The sequence below is a fragment of the Candidatus Moraniibacteriota bacterium genome (assembly GCA_016699425.1).
Classification (GTDB): domain Bacteria; phylum Patescibacteriota; class Minisyncoccia; order Moranbacterales; family UBA1568; genus SSEF01.
Genome location: CP064975.1, coordinates 39,836 through 55,437 on the forward strand (window position 1 = coordinate 39,836; position 15,602 = coordinate 55,437).

The 15,602-nt window shown below is 53.9% G+C and carries 14 protein-coding genes and 1 other RNA gene; 8 read left to right on the top strand and 7 right to left on the bottom strand.

Annotated elements, in window-relative coordinates; all coding sequences use genetic code 11:
- The first annotated feature begins 29 nt into the window (after nt 1-29).
- From IPJ68_00185 to IPJ68_00195, 3 genes are all read left to right on the top strand, one after another.
- Entirely contained in the window at nt 30-1,487 is a 1,458-nt protein-coding gene (locus IPJ68_00185; GenBank protein ID QQR78695.1) for an ABC-F family ATP-binding cassette domain-containing protein, read from the top strand.
- Between the two features lie 103 nt (nt 1,488-1,590).
- Nucleotides 1,591-2,463 carry a hypothetical protein gene (locus IPJ68_00190; GenBank protein QQR78696.1) on the top strand — a complete coding sequence of 291 codons (873 nt, stop codon included), beginning with the start codon at nt 1,591-1,593 and terminating at the stop codon, nt 2,461-2,463.
- Between the two features lie 107 nt (nt 2,464-2,570).
- Entirely contained in the window at nt 2,571-5,966 is a 3,396-nt protein-coding gene (locus tag IPJ68_00195; protein QQR78697.1) for a glycosyltransferase, read from the top strand.
- 137 nt (nt 5,967-6,103) lie between these two features.
- On the opposite strand, the gene IPJ68_00200 is transcribed toward IPJ68_00195, so the two are convergent.
- Both IPJ68_00200 and IPJ68_00205 read right to left on the bottom strand, forming a co-directional pair.
- Nucleotides 6,104-7,291: an ABC transporter permease gene (locus IPJ68_00200; GenBank protein QQR78698.1), complete on the bottom strand. Its 1,188-nt coding sequence runs from the start codon at nt 7,289-7,291 to the stop codon at nt 6,104-6,106.
- 3 nt (nt 7,292-7,294) lie between these two features.
- A complete protein-coding gene (locus IPJ68_00205; protein ID QQR78699.1) occupies nt 7,295-8,641 on the bottom strand; it encodes an ABC transporter ATP-binding protein in 1,347 nt (448 codons plus the stop codon).
- Between the two features lie 93 nt (nt 8,642-8,734).
- On the opposite strand from IPJ68_00205, the gene IPJ68_00210 reads away from it, so the two are divergent.
- The 3 genes from IPJ68_00210 to IPJ68_00220 all read left to right on the top strand — a co-directional run bounded on the left by IPJ68_00210 (nt 8,735) and on the right by IPJ68_00220 (nt 10,667).
- Nucleotides 8,735-8,887, top strand: a complete 153-nt coding sequence (locus IPJ68_00210) for a hypothetical protein (protein ID QQR78700.1) — start codon at nt 8,735-8,737, stop codon at nt 8,885-8,887.
- Between the two features lie 17 nt (nt 8,888-8,904).
- Nucleotides 8,905-9,648: a ferric reductase-like transmembrane domain-containing protein gene (locus IPJ68_00215; GenBank protein ID QQR78701.1), complete on the top strand. Its 744-nt coding sequence runs from the start codon at nt 8,905-8,907 to the stop codon at nt 9,646-9,648.
- A 134-nt stretch (nt 9,649-9,782) separates the two neighbouring features.
- A complete protein-coding gene (locus IPJ68_00220; GenBank protein ID QQR78702.1) occupies nt 9,783-10,667 on the top strand; it encodes a DsbA family protein in 885 nt (294 codons plus the stop codon).
- A gap of 86 nt (nt 10,668-10,753) precedes the next feature.
- Here the strand turns inward: IPJ68_00220 and rplT are convergent, their stop codons facing one another.
- The 5 genes from rplT to smpB form a co-directional block, all read right to left on the bottom strand.
- Nucleotides 10,754-11,104, bottom strand: coding sequence for a 50S ribosomal protein L20 (gene rplT, locus IPJ68_00225; GenBank protein QQR78703.1), 351 nt, complete (start codon nt 11,102-11,104; stop codon nt 10,754-10,756).
- An 83-nt stretch (nt 11,105-11,187) separates the two neighbouring features.
- On the bottom strand, nt 11,188-11,385 hold the full coding sequence (gene rpmI / locus IPJ68_00230) for a 50S ribosomal protein L35 (GenBank protein ID QQR78704.1): 198 nt from the start codon (nt 11,383-11,385) through the stop codon (nt 11,188-11,190).
- Nucleotides 11,386-11,490: 105 nt separating this feature from the next.
- Nucleotides 11,491-11,979, bottom strand: coding sequence for a translation initiation factor IF-3 (infC, locus tag IPJ68_00235; GenBank protein ID QQR78705.1), 489 nt, complete (start codon nt 11,977-11,979; stop codon nt 11,491-11,493).
- 161 nt (nt 11,980-12,140) lie between these two features.
- Nucleotides 12,141-12,585, bottom strand: a transfer-messenger RNA (tmRNA) gene (gene ssrA / locus IPJ68_00240).
- Nucleotides 12,586-12,625: 40 nt separating this feature from the next.
- The gene (smpB, locus tag IPJ68_00245) at nt 12,626-13,081 is read right to left on the bottom strand and encodes an SsrA-binding protein SmpB (GenBank protein ID QQR78706.1); all 456 of its coding nucleotides are present in this window, start codon (nt 13,079-13,081) and stop codon (nt 12,626-12,628) included.
- Between the two features lie 86 nt (nt 13,082-13,167).
- On the opposite strand from smpB, the gene IPJ68_00250 reads away from it, so the two are divergent.
- Both IPJ68_00250 and IPJ68_00255 read left to right on the top strand, forming a co-directional pair.
- A complete protein-coding gene (locus tag IPJ68_00250) occupies nt 13,168-13,821 on the top strand; it encodes a hypothetical protein (GenBank protein QQR78707.1) in 654 nt (217 codons plus the stop codon).
- Between the two features lie 332 nt (nt 13,822-14,153).
- Nucleotides 14,154-15,596, top strand: a complete 1,443-nt coding sequence (locus tag IPJ68_00255; GenBank protein ID QQR78708.1) for an arginine--tRNA ligase — start codon at nt 14,154-14,156, stop codon at nt 15,594-15,596.
- Nucleotides 15,597-15,602: the final 6 nt, after the last annotated feature.

The following is a 15,602-nucleotide window of genomic DNA, read 5'->3' on the forward strand; positions in this document are numbered from 1 at the left end:
TTTGGCGTTTTCTTTTTTTCTCCACCCCAATGGCTCGCGACAGCGTCGTTCTCCGATTCGACAAGGTGTCCTTCGAACACGGACACAAGAAACCCATCCTCGATGAGGTGAGTTTTGCGGTGCGGCGGGGAGCGAAGCTGACGCTCATGGGGCAGAACGGCGCGGGTAAAAGCTCGCTCTTTGGACTCATCACGGGCGAGTCAAAGCCGCAGAGTGGCCGCATCTCGATTGATCGCGATGAGACGGTCGCCATCGGCCGGCAGACAATTCCTCGACACCAACTCGATCTCACAGTCCTGGACTATTTCCAGCAGTTCTTCCACGAGAAACAGTGGGATCTGCCAAAACATATCGAAAACGTGCTCGAGGTGGTCCATCTCCCCATGCCACCCTTGGATCGGACCATCCGAGAGTTCAGCGGCGGCCAGCAGGCGCGGCTCCTCCTCGCTTCGGCCCTCATTCAGAATCCAGACATTCTCCTCCTTGACGAGCCGACGAACAATCTCGATGCCGAGGGGATCGCTCATCTGACCCAGTTCCTCATTGATTATGACAAGACGGCGATCGTCATCTCGCACGACGCGGACTTTTTGAACTCTTTCACTCACGGCGTGCTGTACCTCGATATCTTCACGCACACCATCGAGCAGTACACGGGCGACTACTACGATGTCATCGAGGAAATCGCGAAGCGCATCGCCAAGGCCGAGAGTGAAAACGTCCGCCTGGAGCGCACGATCAAGGAGAAGAAGGACCAGGCGAATGTCTTTGCCAACAAGGGTGGTAAGCTCCGTGCCGTGGCCAAGCGCATGCGGACGCTCGCCGAAGACCTGGAAGAAAATAAGGTGGATGTTCGGAAAGAGGACAAGACACTGCCAGCGTTTGAGATCCCAACGCACGGTGTTGTTGGACCGATCGTTGATATCAAGACGGTGTCCCTCATTGCACCCTTGGGGCCCGCCGTGAAGCGGGTTGACCTCGTCCTGAAGAAAAACATGCACCTCCTTGTGACGGGGCCGAACGGCATCGGCAAGAGTACCTTCCTCGAAGCGCTCGCGACCGGGGACACGGACCGGGCGATCATCACCTCGGGGGTGAAAGTCGGCTACTACCGGCAGGATTTCTCGACGCTGGACTTCAATGAGACCGTCGCCAACACGCTCCTCGCCGCGATGGATGAGAAGAATATCCAGCTCGCCTATGCTATCGCTGCGAAATTCCTTATCCCCGCGGAACTCCTCCAGAACAAAGTCGATAGTCTGTCCGAAGGTCAGAAGGGACTCCTTATGTTTGCCTGTCTCTATGCTGAGCGGCCGGACCTCCTCATCCTCGACGAGCCGACCAATCACATCAATTTCCGCCACTTGCCGGTGATCGCCGCTGCCCTCGACCAGTACCAGGGCGCGATGATCCTGGTCTCCCACGTGCCCGATTTCGTTGCTCAGATCAGGATCGATGAGGTGCTTGATCTCGAGAAGCTGATCTAGATCGTCTCTATACTCTCTGTCGATGAGATATAAGAAATGGCTTAGATAAAGCAATCTTTGGTTTATCGGGTGTGCTACTATGGAGGTGATTCAATCAGTTACTATGCCCGGGGACACCCAACAGGAAAAGCAGCGTTTGGTGGCCAGAGGGATAGCCGTCTCGGTCATTCTTATCTCGGCAGTGTTCGTGATTTTTTTTCTCCAGCCCTCGCCTCGTTCCAAACCCGCTACGAGTGGATCGGACGGGGAAAAAAGTCGAAGCCTGCACGGGTCTTTCATCGACACCATCGTCGAAGAGACACGGATAATTGGAGAAGAGGTCGTAGAAGCGATCATTCATCCCGGATCAAATAAAGACACTACGGATGGATCGGGTGAGTCGGACTATTATCTCCATGAACAGATCTCGGCGACACTATTCTGGGTCGGAGAAAAGGCAAATGACGACAATCAAGACATCCCCAATAGTCGGAGCGCTTGGGATGACGCTTGGCAAGACCACTATGGTGGATTTGATGATCCTGTTAAGCGAGACACTGATTATTTCCCCAGCGACTTCACGCCAAGAGAGAACCCGTATTACTTTGCTCTGCCCTTCAATGACTTCGATGAAGATGGTGAGCGGAAGCCGGAAGTCCAAACCCTCGTTCCATGGAGCGGGGAGCGAACCTGGGGGACGAGGGAATCCATGCTGAAGAATCGCTGGATCAAGATCATCAGTGGAGAGAAGACAGCCTATGCCCAGTGGGAAGACGTCGGCCCATTTGATGAGGATGATGCCACGTATGTGTTTGGAGAGGCTGAGCCAAAGAGTCAGGAGAATAAGCATGCGGGTCTCGATCTCTCACCGGCCGTGAACGGATACCTCGGTTTGGATGGTGAGGACGCAGTCGATTGGCAATTCATTGAAGAGCAAGATGTGCCGGATGGTCCCTGGAAGGAAATAATCACTCGTTCCCAGATCACCTGGAAATAAAAGTGCCATCCGCTACGGCGCTCAAGAACAAGAAGTAGAAAGTGAGATGGCCGACTGATCCTCTACTGTCACGCCCGAGAACCCTATCCGAATCGAGAGAAAAGAGTATGAACAAGAACGAAGGGAAGAGAATATTTCATGATCAGCATGGAGCTCGGGGACGCTATGTCGTTTCAGGGACAGTCCTGCTTGGTCTATTGACCTTTTGTGTTTTCAGCGTGACAGCCGTGAGTGTATTGGTGACACCGCCGCTCCTCTCCTCTCTGGATCCAGGGGCATCTTCACTGAATCATCTCCCGGATACGGCTCCCGCCGATACGGTCTTGACGACTCCACTAGGAGTGACCCCGTGGCAGACCCTGTTCACGGCGCCTTCCCCGAAAGAGGGCGTAGCTGTGCCGTCGGAAGTGCTCGGCTTCTTCGTCAACTGGGATGACAATAGTTTGTATTCGCTGAAAGCCCACGCGGATTCACTGGATGGTCTCATCCCGGAATGGCTCCATCTCACGAGCGGGACCGGGGATTTCGCTCTCGACAATCCGGATCGGACGCAAGAGACTCGAGAGTTTCTCGATACCGAACACGCTACATTACCGATTTACCCTCTCATAAATAACTACAATCCTCAGACGGACGGATGGGACAGTGAGAGTCTGGCCGGAGTTCTCGCTACCCCCGAGACGCGCCAAGCCCTCATCAGCCATCTCCTCGACTATGCTGTGAGCCAGCGGACGGCCGGTATCACCATCGACTTCGAAGCGGTCCCCGATACTAGCCAAGCCTCTCTCGTGATCTTTATGGGAGAATTGTCACGCCAATTCCATGGGCAGGGGCTGCGAGTCATGCAGTGCATCCCGCTTACTGATGATTCTTTCGATATCGCTGCACTCGGGAGAGCGAGCGATCAGATCATCCTCATGGCCTATGATGAACACGTGCCGAGTGAGCCGACGGCCGGGCCGATTGCTTCCATGGGTTGGTATGCAACCGGTATCGCGGAACGTTTCCGTGCACTTTCTCCGGATCGGTATATCGTGGCGCTCGGGAACTACGGCTATGTTTGGCCGCAAGACGAATCAGAGGATAGCTCACTGACTTTCCAGGAGGCCATGCGGAAGGCGGAGATGGCCCAAAGCCGGATCGGGCTTGAGTCGATTTCGCTCAATCCTACTTTCTCATACACGGATAAGCAGCAGGTCTCTCACCGGGTTTGGTTTCTGGATGCCGTCTCAGTCTTCAATCAGATGGTAGGAGCCCAGAAGCTCGGCGGTGCTGGTCGGTATGCATTGTGGCGACTGGGCTCAGAGGATCCAGCGATCTGGAGTCTCTTCCAACGTCCGCGGTCGCTCGATCGTGCGGCTGCTGAAAAGCTCGAAGAATTGCGCTTCACCTACGAACTCAGCTACGAAGGAACAGGAGAAATTCTCCAGCTGGCTGAGACCCCACAAAACGGTCATCGGGACCTCGAGTACGACGAAGCGACTGGGCTGATTCGGGCAGAGACGATTACGGATTTCCCGACGCCTTTTGTCCTGAGACGGTGGGGGGGAAGTGATGAGAAGAAAATCGCGCTCACATTTGATGACGGACCAGATGCCACCTATACGCCCGAGGTCTTGGCAGTTCTGAAGCGATACGATGTCGCCGCGACGTTCTTCGTCACGGGGCTGAATGCGAACTTGTATCCCGAAATATTAAGAGACATCTTTCGTCAGGGCAGTGAAATCGGCAATCACACCTATACACATCCGGATATCACGGCGATTTCTCGTCGGCAGTTTCGTCTCGAGCTCGATAGTACGGAGCGCATTATCGAAGGGATACTCGGGAGGAAGACACTGCTCTTCCGACCTCCGTATGCCGAAGACACTGAGCCGGCGAATGTGGAAGAAGTTACCCCACTCGTTCTGACTCGTGATCTCGGCTATTACACCGTCGGTATGCATATCGACCCGAGCGATTGGAAGCAACCGTCAGCACAACATATCGCCGACGAAGTGTTGGCCCAAGCCAAAGCTGGGGCGGGTAATGTCGTGCTCTTGCATGACGCGGGTGGCCGTCGCGAAGAGACCGTCGCAGCGCTCCCGATCATCATCGGACGACTGAAGGCCGAGGGTTATGAGATCGTTACGCTATCGCAGCTGATGGGACTCACGCCGGAGACGGTTATGCCACCGGTCACAGCTGGCGACAGACTCCTCTCTCATATCAATGGCCTCACGGTGCTCTCTATGAGTTTCTTCAATGCCTTCATGCGAGCGATGTTTGGCATCGGCATCATTCTCGGCATCGGACGGTTTGTCGTGCTCGGGACACTGGGACTCGGGAACACGATGAAGGCACGCTTCGCAAAGAAAGGGCTGGAGCGAAGAGAACAATCCTACCGTCCGACGGTGAGTGCTATCATCCCGGCGCATGACGAGGAACGCGTGATCGTTCGGACCGTGCGCTCGATCCTTGATTCAGACTATCCGCTTTCGAGTATCATCGTCATCGACGACGGATCAGTGGATCGGACGGTAGCGGTGTTACAACAGTCCTTTCCGAACTGCCCGAACCTGCGGATCATTTCCCAGACGCATACTGGCAAGGCCGCCGCGCTGAATCGAGGCATCCGAGAGTCAGACGCCGACATCATCGTGAGTTTGGATGCGGACACACTGTTCCTCCCACAGACGATTCGGAAAATAGTCCGGCATTTCTCTGACCCGAGAATCGCGGGCGTATCTGGCAATACGAAAGTCGGCAATCGGCTCAATCTCCTGACGCGTTGGCAGGCACTTGAGTATGTCACGAGTCAGAACCTGGATCGGCGCGCGTTCGAGGTGCTGAACTGCATCCCGGTGATCTCTGGTGCCGTGGGAGGCTGGCGCCGCTCGGCTCTGGTGGAAGTTGGGGGATTTTCCGACGCGACTCTGGCGGAGGATGCCGATGCGACGTGGAGTTTACTGCGGTCAGGGTACGAGATTGTCTATGAGGAGGAAGCTATCGCTTTCACCGAAGCGCCCGCGACGGTCAGGAATTTCGTCAAACAGCGTTTCCGCTGGGCCTATGGTACGTTTCAGACGGCTTGGAAGCACAAAGGTGCGTTTGTTCTCGGACCACCAAGCGTGGGTTGGGTGGCCGTCCCAAATGTCTTCATATTCCAAATATTGTTCCCTCTCGTCGCCCCGCTGATGGATCTGCTCCTCGTTTCTTCGCTCGCGTGGTACGGTTGGCAAAAGTGGCAGCATCCACTCGCCTTTTCTGGATTCCAAGGTGTACCTGAGGTTCTCGGTTACTATCTACTCTTCCTGGCACTGGACTTCTTCACCGCCCTCATTCCCTTCCTCTGGGAGCGACATGAGCGACTCAGTCTCCTCCTGTGGCTTCCCTTGCAGCGGTTCTTCTACCGACAACTTCTCTACTACGTGACCTTCCGGGCGCTGTGGACAGCCGCCAAGGGGACACTGGCCCACTGGCGAAAAGTCGAACGCAAAGCGACTGCGGAGATACTCACCTAAAAATTTTTCGAGTACTCGTTGAATAGTGTATTTTCTTCCAGAAGGACAACCTGAATGCAGTGTTTCTATTTGTACCGCAGGGCGTCGACCAGCCGGCAAGAGCTACGCCCTAGCGTTGCTGGCGGGGGCGTAAGAACTTATTTGTATCGTAATGCATCCAGTGCATCAATTCTACTCGCTGAGCGAGCCGGGAAGACCCCGGTGAGGAAGCCGACGAAAGCACCGAAGCCGATGACGGTCATCACAAACCAAAGCGGGGAGTAGAAGAGCGAGACGGCCTCGCCACCGAAGCGCGTCGCCACGGCATTGATGAGGACATTGATGATAAATCCACCGACATAACCAATACCGACACCGCCGACGGAACCCAGAAAGCCCATGAGAGTGGACTCCATCACAAACATGAGCGAGATATCAGATTTGGATGCGCCGATAGCCTTCATGATACCGATCTCCTCGGTCCGCTCGAGGAGGGTGATGGTCATCGTGTTAAACATACCGATGGCTGAAACGACGAGCGCGATCGTACCGAAAACCATGAGGACGATTTGGATGGCGCGGAAAACTTTATTGGCCTGATCGATCGTCTCCGAGATAGAGGAGGCCGTGAGACCGAGGGCATCGATCGCAGTGCGGACGGGCTCGATGACATTCGTCGATCGGCACTTCACTTTGAGCTTGGTGTACTGGTCGATAGTGAGCGAGCCGAGAGAATCGAGTGGTACATAGACGATGTTTTCAGCTCCTTCGCCGATGCCGACGATAGTGTAGGCTTGCCCGAGATCGACCGAGGTACCCCGGCCGGCCGCGTCGGGGTTGATGAAGAGGGTGATGGCCATAGTTTTCCCGAGCATTTCTTCGGGTGTGACACCATAGACCTGGGCGACGGCTTTGGTGATGACAATTTCGTGCACATTGCCCTTGTCAAAGAGGCGACCGTCCTCAATCTTCAATCCTTCACTTTTCAGATAGGCGGGTCCGGTCGAGACGGTCGAAACGTCGAGTGTGATGTTGTTGAAGCGACCCTGGCCGGCGAGCTCGAGCGCGGGGATGACATCGATGACATCGGGGATCGTGCCGAGCTTTTCGATGGTCGTTTGGTTTAGTTTGGCTGCTTTGTCTTCTCCGAGAGTGACATCGAGTGAAACAAGTGCGTCGGACGTGGTGATCTTCTGGAGGAGGGTACGTTGGAGTCCATAACCAAAAGAGACGAGGAACATAATGGCCGAGATGCCGACTGACATGCCGAGGATGGTCAAGAGGGTACGCATCGTGCGCGCCTTGAACATGCGGAGCGAGAGTTTGAGGACATCGAAAAATCGCATAGACTAGCTGTATTTGAGAAGCATGATGATTTCGATCTCGCGAGTCATCTTCTCGACCGTGTCGCGACGGAGGCCGACGCCGCCTTGGATGATGGACTTATCAAGTTTTCTGGATAGCTCGATTTGGCCGATCGCGCTCTCGAGTCGGAGCTTCAGTGCTGCCTGGAGCCGCAGTCGGGCTTCATCGGAGAGTTTCAGATGGAATTCTTTTTCGAGATAGAGCGCGAGAGCGACGGCACCCTCGTCGGTCGTGGTGCGGAGTGCCTGGGTCATATTCAAGATATTTTCGACCCGTTTGGCAAATTTGATAGCACGCAGTTTATTCCAGCCAGCGCCACCCTGATCGAGTTCGAGATCGAGCCGATTGGTGAAGAGCGGTACGTCGATGTTCTTGAAAAGGAGCTCTTTCAGGAAGGCTTCGGCCATCGAGACCTGTTCATCAGAAAGTTCGGAGAGGAGATGGGCGAGGAGTTGTTTGGCTTTGAACGGGATGAGGAGCATGTCGACTTGCTGTGGCAAAAGGTTTTTGAAAGAGTTCATGAGAATCTTCAGCTCGCTGTTCTCCTCCTTTTCTTCCATGAGGAAGTCTTCCATCTTCTTCTCCTTCAGGATTGGCCGCTTTTCCTTGAAGACCTGTTCTTTGATAACACGACCATCCTTCATGTGAATGACACGATCAGCGTAGACGAGGTGGTCCGGATTGTGTGTCACCATGATGACGGTCTTCTTGTCGACGTCGTTGAGCTCCTTCAGAATATCGAGCACATTTTGGGCGGACTCGGAGTCGAGGTTACCGACCGGTTCATCGGCCAGGATGATATCGGGATTATTCACGAGAGAGCGGGCGATGGCGACACGCTGCTTTTGACCGCCCGAGAGCTGATTCGGCATCTTATCGCCCTGTTCGGCGATACCGAAACGGCGCAGGAGTGAAAAGCCGTCTTTCTTCCTCTCGGCCGGCGTTTCACCGCGGAAGACGCGTGGGAGGCAGACATTGTCGAGGATATCGAGTGACGGGATGAGGTAGAACGCCTGAAAAACCATCCCGAGCGTGCTCTGATGGAGGTCAAGCGTTTCGCGTTCTGTCATTTTGGAAATCGGTTTGCCCTTGATGAAGACATCGCCGTAGGTGGCAGACTGGAGGCCGGAAATCGAATAGAGCAAGGTCGACTTGCCGCAGCCGGATGGCCCAAAAATGATCACGTACTCCTGAGGGTAGATCGAGATATTTGTCTCCTCGAGTGCGCGCATCTCATTCGGTTTGCCGCGATTGTAGATAATGCGAAGCTTGTCGATCACAATCAATGGATCGACCGACTGTTTGGTGGGAGCGAGAGCGGGTTCAGGCATGTTCTTTTTCCTGTAGGATAGCATATCTTCGCTTAGTTTGGGCATGATTCGCTGTACGGCCGAGAGTGCTTTCGGTATGATGAGGATGCCTGTATGAAACTTTCGACTCAAACCATTCTCATCCTTGGTCTCGTCCAGTGCATCATCCTGACGCTTGTGCTCGTGCTTTTCTTCCGTTATCAGCACTCACTCGAGTCAGCCAAACCGGCCGCGGTCCCAGGAACCAACCCCGAAGTCAGGAAGTAAATAGTCTCAATGTTGTTATGGAAAACCTTCTCAAATCCCTACAGCCGATCCTTCATTGGGGCTATCAGTTGCATGACTGGGTGAGCGATTTCCTGGTGAAGCATATCTTCGCCGTGAAGCGAACCCTCTTGGTCTTGGCGCATCTTTCACTCTTCGGCTTTCTTTTCCCTGAGATGCGCAAGGATTTCGGCGAGCTCGCAGCCAATCTCCTCATCGTCATTCTCTTCATTAGCCCCTTGTCGAAGATCTTCCGGATGCGGCTCCTTATTCAGCTCATGATGCTGCGGCGCGAGCTCGGCATCATGATGGGGTATCTCGCGACGGTGCACGGTGTCGGTTATCTCATCGATCCCGACTGGGCGGATTTCATCATCCAGCCGATGCTGGCCGGGAATTTTTGGGGAGATGATCCGCGGTATACGTTCGGGATTCTTGCTTATGCTCTGACCTTACCGCTTCTCCTAACCTCGAATGCGCTCTCTCAGCGGTTCCTGGGGACGAAGTGGAAGTTGCTCCATCGGTCGGTCTATCTTATGTTCGCCTTCGCTATTATTCACCGCTTCCTCGTCAAGGGTGCACCGGTATTTGTCATTGTTGAAATCATTGTTCTTCTCGGTTCGTATGGGTTACTGAAGGCACTCGCTTGGAAGAACTTCCTTCCACCCCTTGCCACGGCAATTCGTTTCGTGGCCGAGGACTATCGCCGTTTCAAACAACTGGGCCCTCCGGTGGCGGCGGCCCCACCGTCAGCTACGATTTGAATGGGTTTTCGACCATGCTGCGGCCGCAAGTATGGTATAAACCCTGCTAATAGCCCTGCAGAAGGGTGATATATAGTGACGTATTTGGTGTGATGGTATACTGGGAAGGCTAATTCTTTAGACTGTCGAGGCGTATGGATGAGATGCAACCGATCCCTGAGAGAGAGGATGTGCAGGGAGAAAAGTCCTGTTGTGGTGGCAAGGCCGCCGGCCAGTGTCGTCACGGGGGTGACCGAGAAGAGAAAGGGGCCTGGATCGTTGCGGGCGCGGTGCTTCTTTCGGGCCTCATGGTCGCGGCGAGTCTCCTCGTCTCCGTGAAACCAGGGAAGTTAGTCGAAGCTGGGACACCAGCTGCGCAACAGGCGGCGGCCCAACCAGCGGCCCAGCCCACTGTGACGCTCGATCAGGTGAAGACCCTCTTTACTTCGAAGAACCTGGCCTTTGGAAACAAGGATAGCAAGGTGCTGTTCGTCGAATTCAGCGATCCGAGTTGTCCGTTCTGTCATGTCGCTGCCGGAAAAAACCCGAGCCTCAATAAGCAAGTCGGGGGTCAGTTTGTCATGGTGAAGGAAGGTGGGACCTATATCGCACCAGTGCCTGAAATGAAAAAGCTCGTTGATGCCGGTAAGGCCGGTTTCGTCTGGCTCTATGCCAATGGGCACGGCAATGGTGAGATGGCGACCAAAGCCCTATACTGCGCTCACGAGAAAGGGAAGTTCTGGGAGGTTCATGATCTTCTCATGAATGAGACGGGGTATGGTCTCCTGAACAATGATGTGAAGAATGATGTCGCAAAGGCTGGCACGCTCGCTACCTTTTTGAAGGGTGCGGTGAGCGCGAGTGAGATGCAAGCCTGTCTCGAGAGTGGCAAATACGACAGTCGAATCTCTGACGATATGGCCGTGGCTCAGCAATTTGGCTTCCGTGGGACACCAAGCTTCTTCATCAACCAGACCAATTTTGCTGGCGCGGTTAGCTTCAAGGACATGCAGTCTACGGTGGACGCGTTGCTCAAGTAATCGTCGCTAGGACTGGAGACTGATCGTGACAATGAAAAAACCCGCGTGAGCGGGTTTTTTCATCAATCTTGAAAGTATCTTGGTGCTTACTTTGCCAGCACGCTTTTGACCAGGGTGGCAAACACGGTGGGGTTCTCGACCGCCATCTCAGAGAGGACTTTCCGATCGAGAGCGATGGTCTTGGTCTTCAGGAGGGCGATGAATTTGGCATAGGTCGTACCGTTTTCCCGGAGGGCATTGTTGAGCCGGACGATCCACAGGGCGCGGAAGGTACGCTTCTTGGCACGGCGGTCACGGCGGGCATATTTTCCGGCTTTGATGACGGCTTCCTTTGCCTTGGTGAAGAGCTTCTTGCGGCCCCAACGGTAGCCCTTGGCTTTCTTCAGGATGTTCTTGTGGCGCTTCTTGGTCATCACGCCGCGCTTGACTCGGGACATACGGTGGAAAAATCGATATTAGGAATGCTCTATTCTGTCTCAAAAGGGCGGAGAAGTCAAATCCCTTCCCTCTTCTGTTGTGGCTAGGCGTGTCGGAGGGCCCGTTTGACGTTCTTCACATCGACAGCCAAGACGACATGGTCGGCACGCTTGGCTCGAGTGGCCTTGCCAGTGTCCCGGGTATTGTAGTGGTTCTGGCCGGTCGAGCGGCGCTTCAATTTCCCGGTCCCGGTGACTTTGAATTTCTTCGAGACATTCTTCTTCGTCTTCATCTTGGGCATAGGGTTAACTGACAACCAACCACTGACAACCGACAACAAATACAGAAGACGATTGTCGGGGATGCGAGTGGTGGGTCGTGGGTGGTTAGTGGTGGGTTATTATAATTATTCCGGAGCGATGAGAATGCTGAAACCGCGTGGTCCGCGAGTCACATTCTCCTCGATCTTGTGGGGGACGGTGATCGTTTTCACAAAAGCGAGGAGATTCTCTTTGGCTTTGTCACCCATCGCTTTCTCGCGGCCGCGGAGCATTAGGTCGATCTTGATCTTGTTACCCTTCAGCATAAACTTTTCTGCCTGGGTCTTCTTGAAGAACAAGTCATGCTTTTCGGTCCGGTAGCCAAGACGGACGCCCTTGGTCTCGACCTTCTTCTGCTTCACCTTGGCCGCCTGTGCCTGCTTGGCCTGCTGATATTGCATCTTGCCGTAGTCGGTGACACGACAGACTGGCGGGATGGCTTGCGGCGAGACTTCGACGAGGTCGAGCCCCTTCTCCTTGGCGAGGATGATCGCAGCGGCCGGCGCCATCGTACCCAGGTTCTCGCCTTCCTCAGTGATCACGACAACCTCCGCGACGAGGATTTGCTCGTTCACGCGGTACCGTTGCTTGATGACGACTTTCGGTTTTGGCCTGTGGTGCCTGCGGCGTCTCATGGGTAGCGGGTAGCGGGTAGTTGGTAGTGGTTAGCTTTTCGGGTTCGGCGAACCGTCGTCCGTACAAGCTTTATTACTACAACCTACAAGCTAAGTTTAATTGGTGGAGTTGATGGGAATTGCACCCATGTCCAGTAACGAGTATCTAAAATAGTCTACAAGCGTAGTCGGCTTTGGGTACGATCAGAAGGTAGAAAGCTGACAAAATCCTTCCGAACGCTGCTCCTTTGCAATACAACTTGAGAATGAAGGAGTAGGAAATATCCTCGCGTCGCCTCGATGATATGGCACCGGAGAAATCCTTATCGAGAATGAGGAGTCCGATGCCCGCCAGCAACGCTGGAGCGTAGCCCTTGCGGGCTGGGCTCTCTCACCTAACTTTAGGCGAGAGCAGGAGCGAAAGACGGAGCAAATGCTTGCGCGATTGCGTTCTTTGCTTTGGTGATGAAGTTTGCATTTATCATCGTGAGAGCGAGTTTTACGACCATGCCCTCAAGGTCGGCTTGCCTATTTTAAAAGTACGCCCTGTCGAGTCTAGACAACCCCCGTCCGCAATACTCTGAAGAGGATTCCGGGCGGCAGCAGTCTAGTAATTTTTCATCTCGCGGCGGATGCGGCGGTCACTCTCACGACGGCCGATGTCGGCGCGCTTGTCGAACTGCTTTTTCCCCTTACCGACGGCGAATTCAAGCTTCACGAGTCGCCTCTTAATATACAGACGAATCGGGATCAAAGTCAAGCCTTCGGTGCGGGATTTCCCGATGAGTGAGCGGATTTCTGATCGGCGGAGGAGGAGGGTACGCGGCCGGCGATCCTCATGGTGGATCTTCACGCTTGCCCTCGCATAGCGAGGGATGAGGGCATTGGTCAGGACGAGTTCGGTACCATGGACGGTGACAAAGGCACCCTTCAGGCTCGCATGGCCGGTTTTCACGCTCTTTACTTCGCCGCCGGTCAAGACCAAACCCGCCTCGTACCGGTCCTGGAGGGCGTAATCAAAGGTCGCGCGGCGATTGTAGGCGATTTCCTTGGTCGGCTTCATACCATTTCGTCAACTTCTGTATACCAGATATGGCCCTATAAAGCCATTCTTCAATAATTCCTGGTAGTTGACAGAATATACGAGATATGCTAATATGTCAAGTCGAAGATTTTTCGGCTCTTCTTTACCAATTCAACCTGGCCTTTACTGGTCACAACCAACCGGAGTTCACCATGAACGCTACTACCCTGACCCCGTCCGTTGAAACCACACGGAAGCTTTTCCACTTTGGCATGCTTCTTGCGGGCATCGTCATCGGGCTTGTCGCTGCCACTTCCTCCGCATTCGGTCAGACGAAGACAAGCGAAGCGGAAGTCCTCGACATTTCCGTTCTTCGCACCGAGAGACTCTCGACGGACCTGAGGCGCCCCGACGGTGCCCAAATAGCGGTTGCAGCGATATGCTTGATCTTCAATGGCCAACCGATGGAAGGCTGCGAAGAAGTGAAGGGACACTATCGGATGGCGGTGCAAGTTCTCACCGCTCGAAAGTACGCATCGGTCGTACCGCTCAAAGAAGGAAAGATTCGGCACGATGTCGCATTTTCGGTAGAGTCAAGTACGGCCCACAAGGCGTTTTTCGTTCGTGCTTTCAAGCCAAAGGAGGGGCTCGAATTCCAAATTGCGATTCCGCTTTTGAACAGGGATGCGGATAAGCTCCCTCAGAAGATCGATGAAGCCTACCGAATCATCAAGAGGATGGCAAATGCCTCTGGCGATCCTGGCTCAAGAATCAAATAAGCCGCCCGATCCATCACTGCTGCATGTCCCAACCGGGGTATGCGGCAGTTTTCTTTTTGTTTGCAATATGAAAAAGCTTCACTTTTTGGCTTTTTTTGGCTACGATAGGGAGCATGAAAGCAAAAATTGCCCTTTTACTAAGTGAGGTCTTGAGCGAACTTTCTTCAGAGTTTCCATATCATGGAAACCAGGAGGTAAAGGTTGAACGGCCCACAGAAGAGAAATTTGGAGACTATACGAGCAACGTAGCGCTAACAGCCTACGCCGGTTTTACGCACGTGCTTGATGGTCACGCGGACGAAGGTATTGTAGTAGCTCGGGGAGCAATGAAAGTGAATAGTCCCAGAGCCTTGGCGGAAATTATACAGGAGAGAATTGTTTCGAAGAATATTGATTTCCTGAGAAGTGTTGAAATCGCTGGACCGGGGCATATCAATTTCTATCTGAGTGATGCGGCGTATGCTGAAACGGTTGCGTACATATTGAAAGAAGGTGGCCGTTATGGGAACTCGATGCAGGGTGCTGGGGAGCGAGTCAACAATGAATTTATCTCGGCCAATCCGACTGGACCGCTGCACCTCGGCAATGGCCGCGGCGGCTTCTATGCTGATAGTCTCGCGCGCGTCATGAAGAAGGCCGGCTACGATGTGACGAACGAATACTATGTGAATGATGCCGGGGAGCAAGTGATGAAGCTCGGTCACAGTGTCTTGAAAGACAGCGAGGCGGTCTATGGTGGGGAGTACATTGATGAGATAATTTCGAAATTAGAAATTAGAAATTCGAAACTTTCGGTTCGGGAGGTGGGAGAACGAGCAGCCAAACACATACTTGAACATTTGATTCAACCGATCGTGCAGGACACGATGCGGGTACATTTCGATGTCTGGACTTCGGAAAAGGAACTGATCGAAGACGGGTATGTCGATAAAGCTCTCGGCATTCTTTCCGAAAAGAAACTTACTTTCGAATCAGAGGGAGCGTTGTGGCTGCGTACCACTGAGTTCGGCGATGACAAGGACCGGGTGCTGGTGAAGAGCGACGGCTCGAAGACCTACTTCGCCTCGGATGCCGGGTACATCCTGAACAAGATGGAACGGGGATTCACGACTTTCATCGAAACGTGGGGGGCGGACCATCATGGCTATATCAACCGGTTCAAAGCCGTGGCTCGAGCGCTCGGATTCACGGGCGAGATCCATTTTCTCATCGTGCAGCTCGTGAAGTTGGTGAAAGACGGCGTCGAGGTCCGCATGTCGAAGCGGGCCGGAAATGTTGTCGGGATCGATGAACTCATCGAGAAAGTAGGGCATGATGTCGCCCGTTTCTTCTTCCTCATGTATTCGCCTGATACGCACATGAATTTCGATTTGGGGCTCGCCGAAGAGCGGAGTGAAAAGAATCCGGTGTACTATGTGCAGTACGCGTTCGCTCGTCTCTCGAGTGTTGAGCGGAAAGCAGTTGAGGCGAGCCTCGTGGCTTCATCAGAGCATCTCGAACTCCTCGTTCATCCGAAGGAGCGCCTACTCATCCGCGAACTCTTGGCCTTCCCGGAGATCGTTGAACGCATGGCGAGTGAAAAGACTGTGCACCAGTTGCCGCAGTATGCGGTCCGGCTCGCTGATAGGCTGCATTCGTTCTATGCTGATTGTAAAGTGATCGATGAGACGAATCCCGAACTCTCGAGCGCACGGTTGGTACTTATCGGTGCGACGAAAACGGTGCTCGCTGAAGCGCTCCGGCTGATGGGCGTGAGTGCGCCGGAAAAAATGTAATTTTGC

What these genes read in the sequence shown, in the direction of transcription:
- IPJ68_00185 (QQR78695.1), top strand. Translation starts at nt 30, where the DNA reads ATGGCTCGCGACAGCGTCGTTCTCCGATTCGACAAGGTGTCCTTCGAA.
- IPJ68_00190 (QQR78696.1), top strand. Translation starts at nt 1,591, where the DNA reads ATGCCCGGGGACACCCAACAGGAAAAGCAGCGTTTGGTGGCCAGAGGG.
- IPJ68_00195 (QQR78697.1), top strand. Translation starts at nt 2,571, where the DNA reads ATGAACAAGAACGAAGGGAAGAGAATATTTCATGATCAGCATGGAGCT.
- IPJ68_00200 (QQR78698.1), bottom strand. Translation starts at nt 7,291, where the DNA reads ATGCGATTTTTCGATGTCCTCAAACTCTCGCTCCGCATGTTCAAGGCG.
- IPJ68_00205 (QQR78699.1), bottom strand. Translation starts at nt 8,641, where the DNA reads ATGCCTGAACCCGCTCTCGCTCCCACCAAACAGTCGGTCGATCCATTG.
- IPJ68_00210 (QQR78700.1), top strand. Translation starts at nt 8,735, where the DNA reads ATGAAACTTTCGACTCAAACCATTCTCATCCTTGGTCTCGTCCAGTGC.
- IPJ68_00215 (QQR78701.1), top strand. Translation starts at nt 8,905, where the DNA reads ATGGAAAACCTTCTCAAATCCCTACAGCCGATCCTTCATTGGGGCTAT.
- IPJ68_00220 (QQR78702.1), top strand. Translation starts at nt 9,783, where the DNA reads ATGGATGAGATGCAACCGATCCCTGAGAGAGAGGATGTGCAGGGAGAA.
- rplT (QQR78703.1), bottom strand. Translation starts at nt 11,104, where the DNA reads ATGTCCCGAGTCAAGCGCGGCGTGATGACCAAGAAGCGCCACAAGAAC.
- rpmI (QQR78704.1), bottom strand. Translation starts at nt 11,385, where the DNA reads ATGCCCAAGATGAAGACGAAGAAGAATGTCTCGAAGAAATTCAAAGTC.
- smpB (QQR78706.1), bottom strand. Translation starts at nt 13,081, where the DNA reads ATGAAGCCGACCAAGGAAATCGCCTACAATCGCCGCGCGACCTTTGAT.
- IPJ68_00250 (QQR78707.1), top strand. Translation starts at nt 13,168, where the DNA reads ATGCTAATATGTCAAGTCGAAGATTTTTCGGCTCTTCTTTACCAATTC.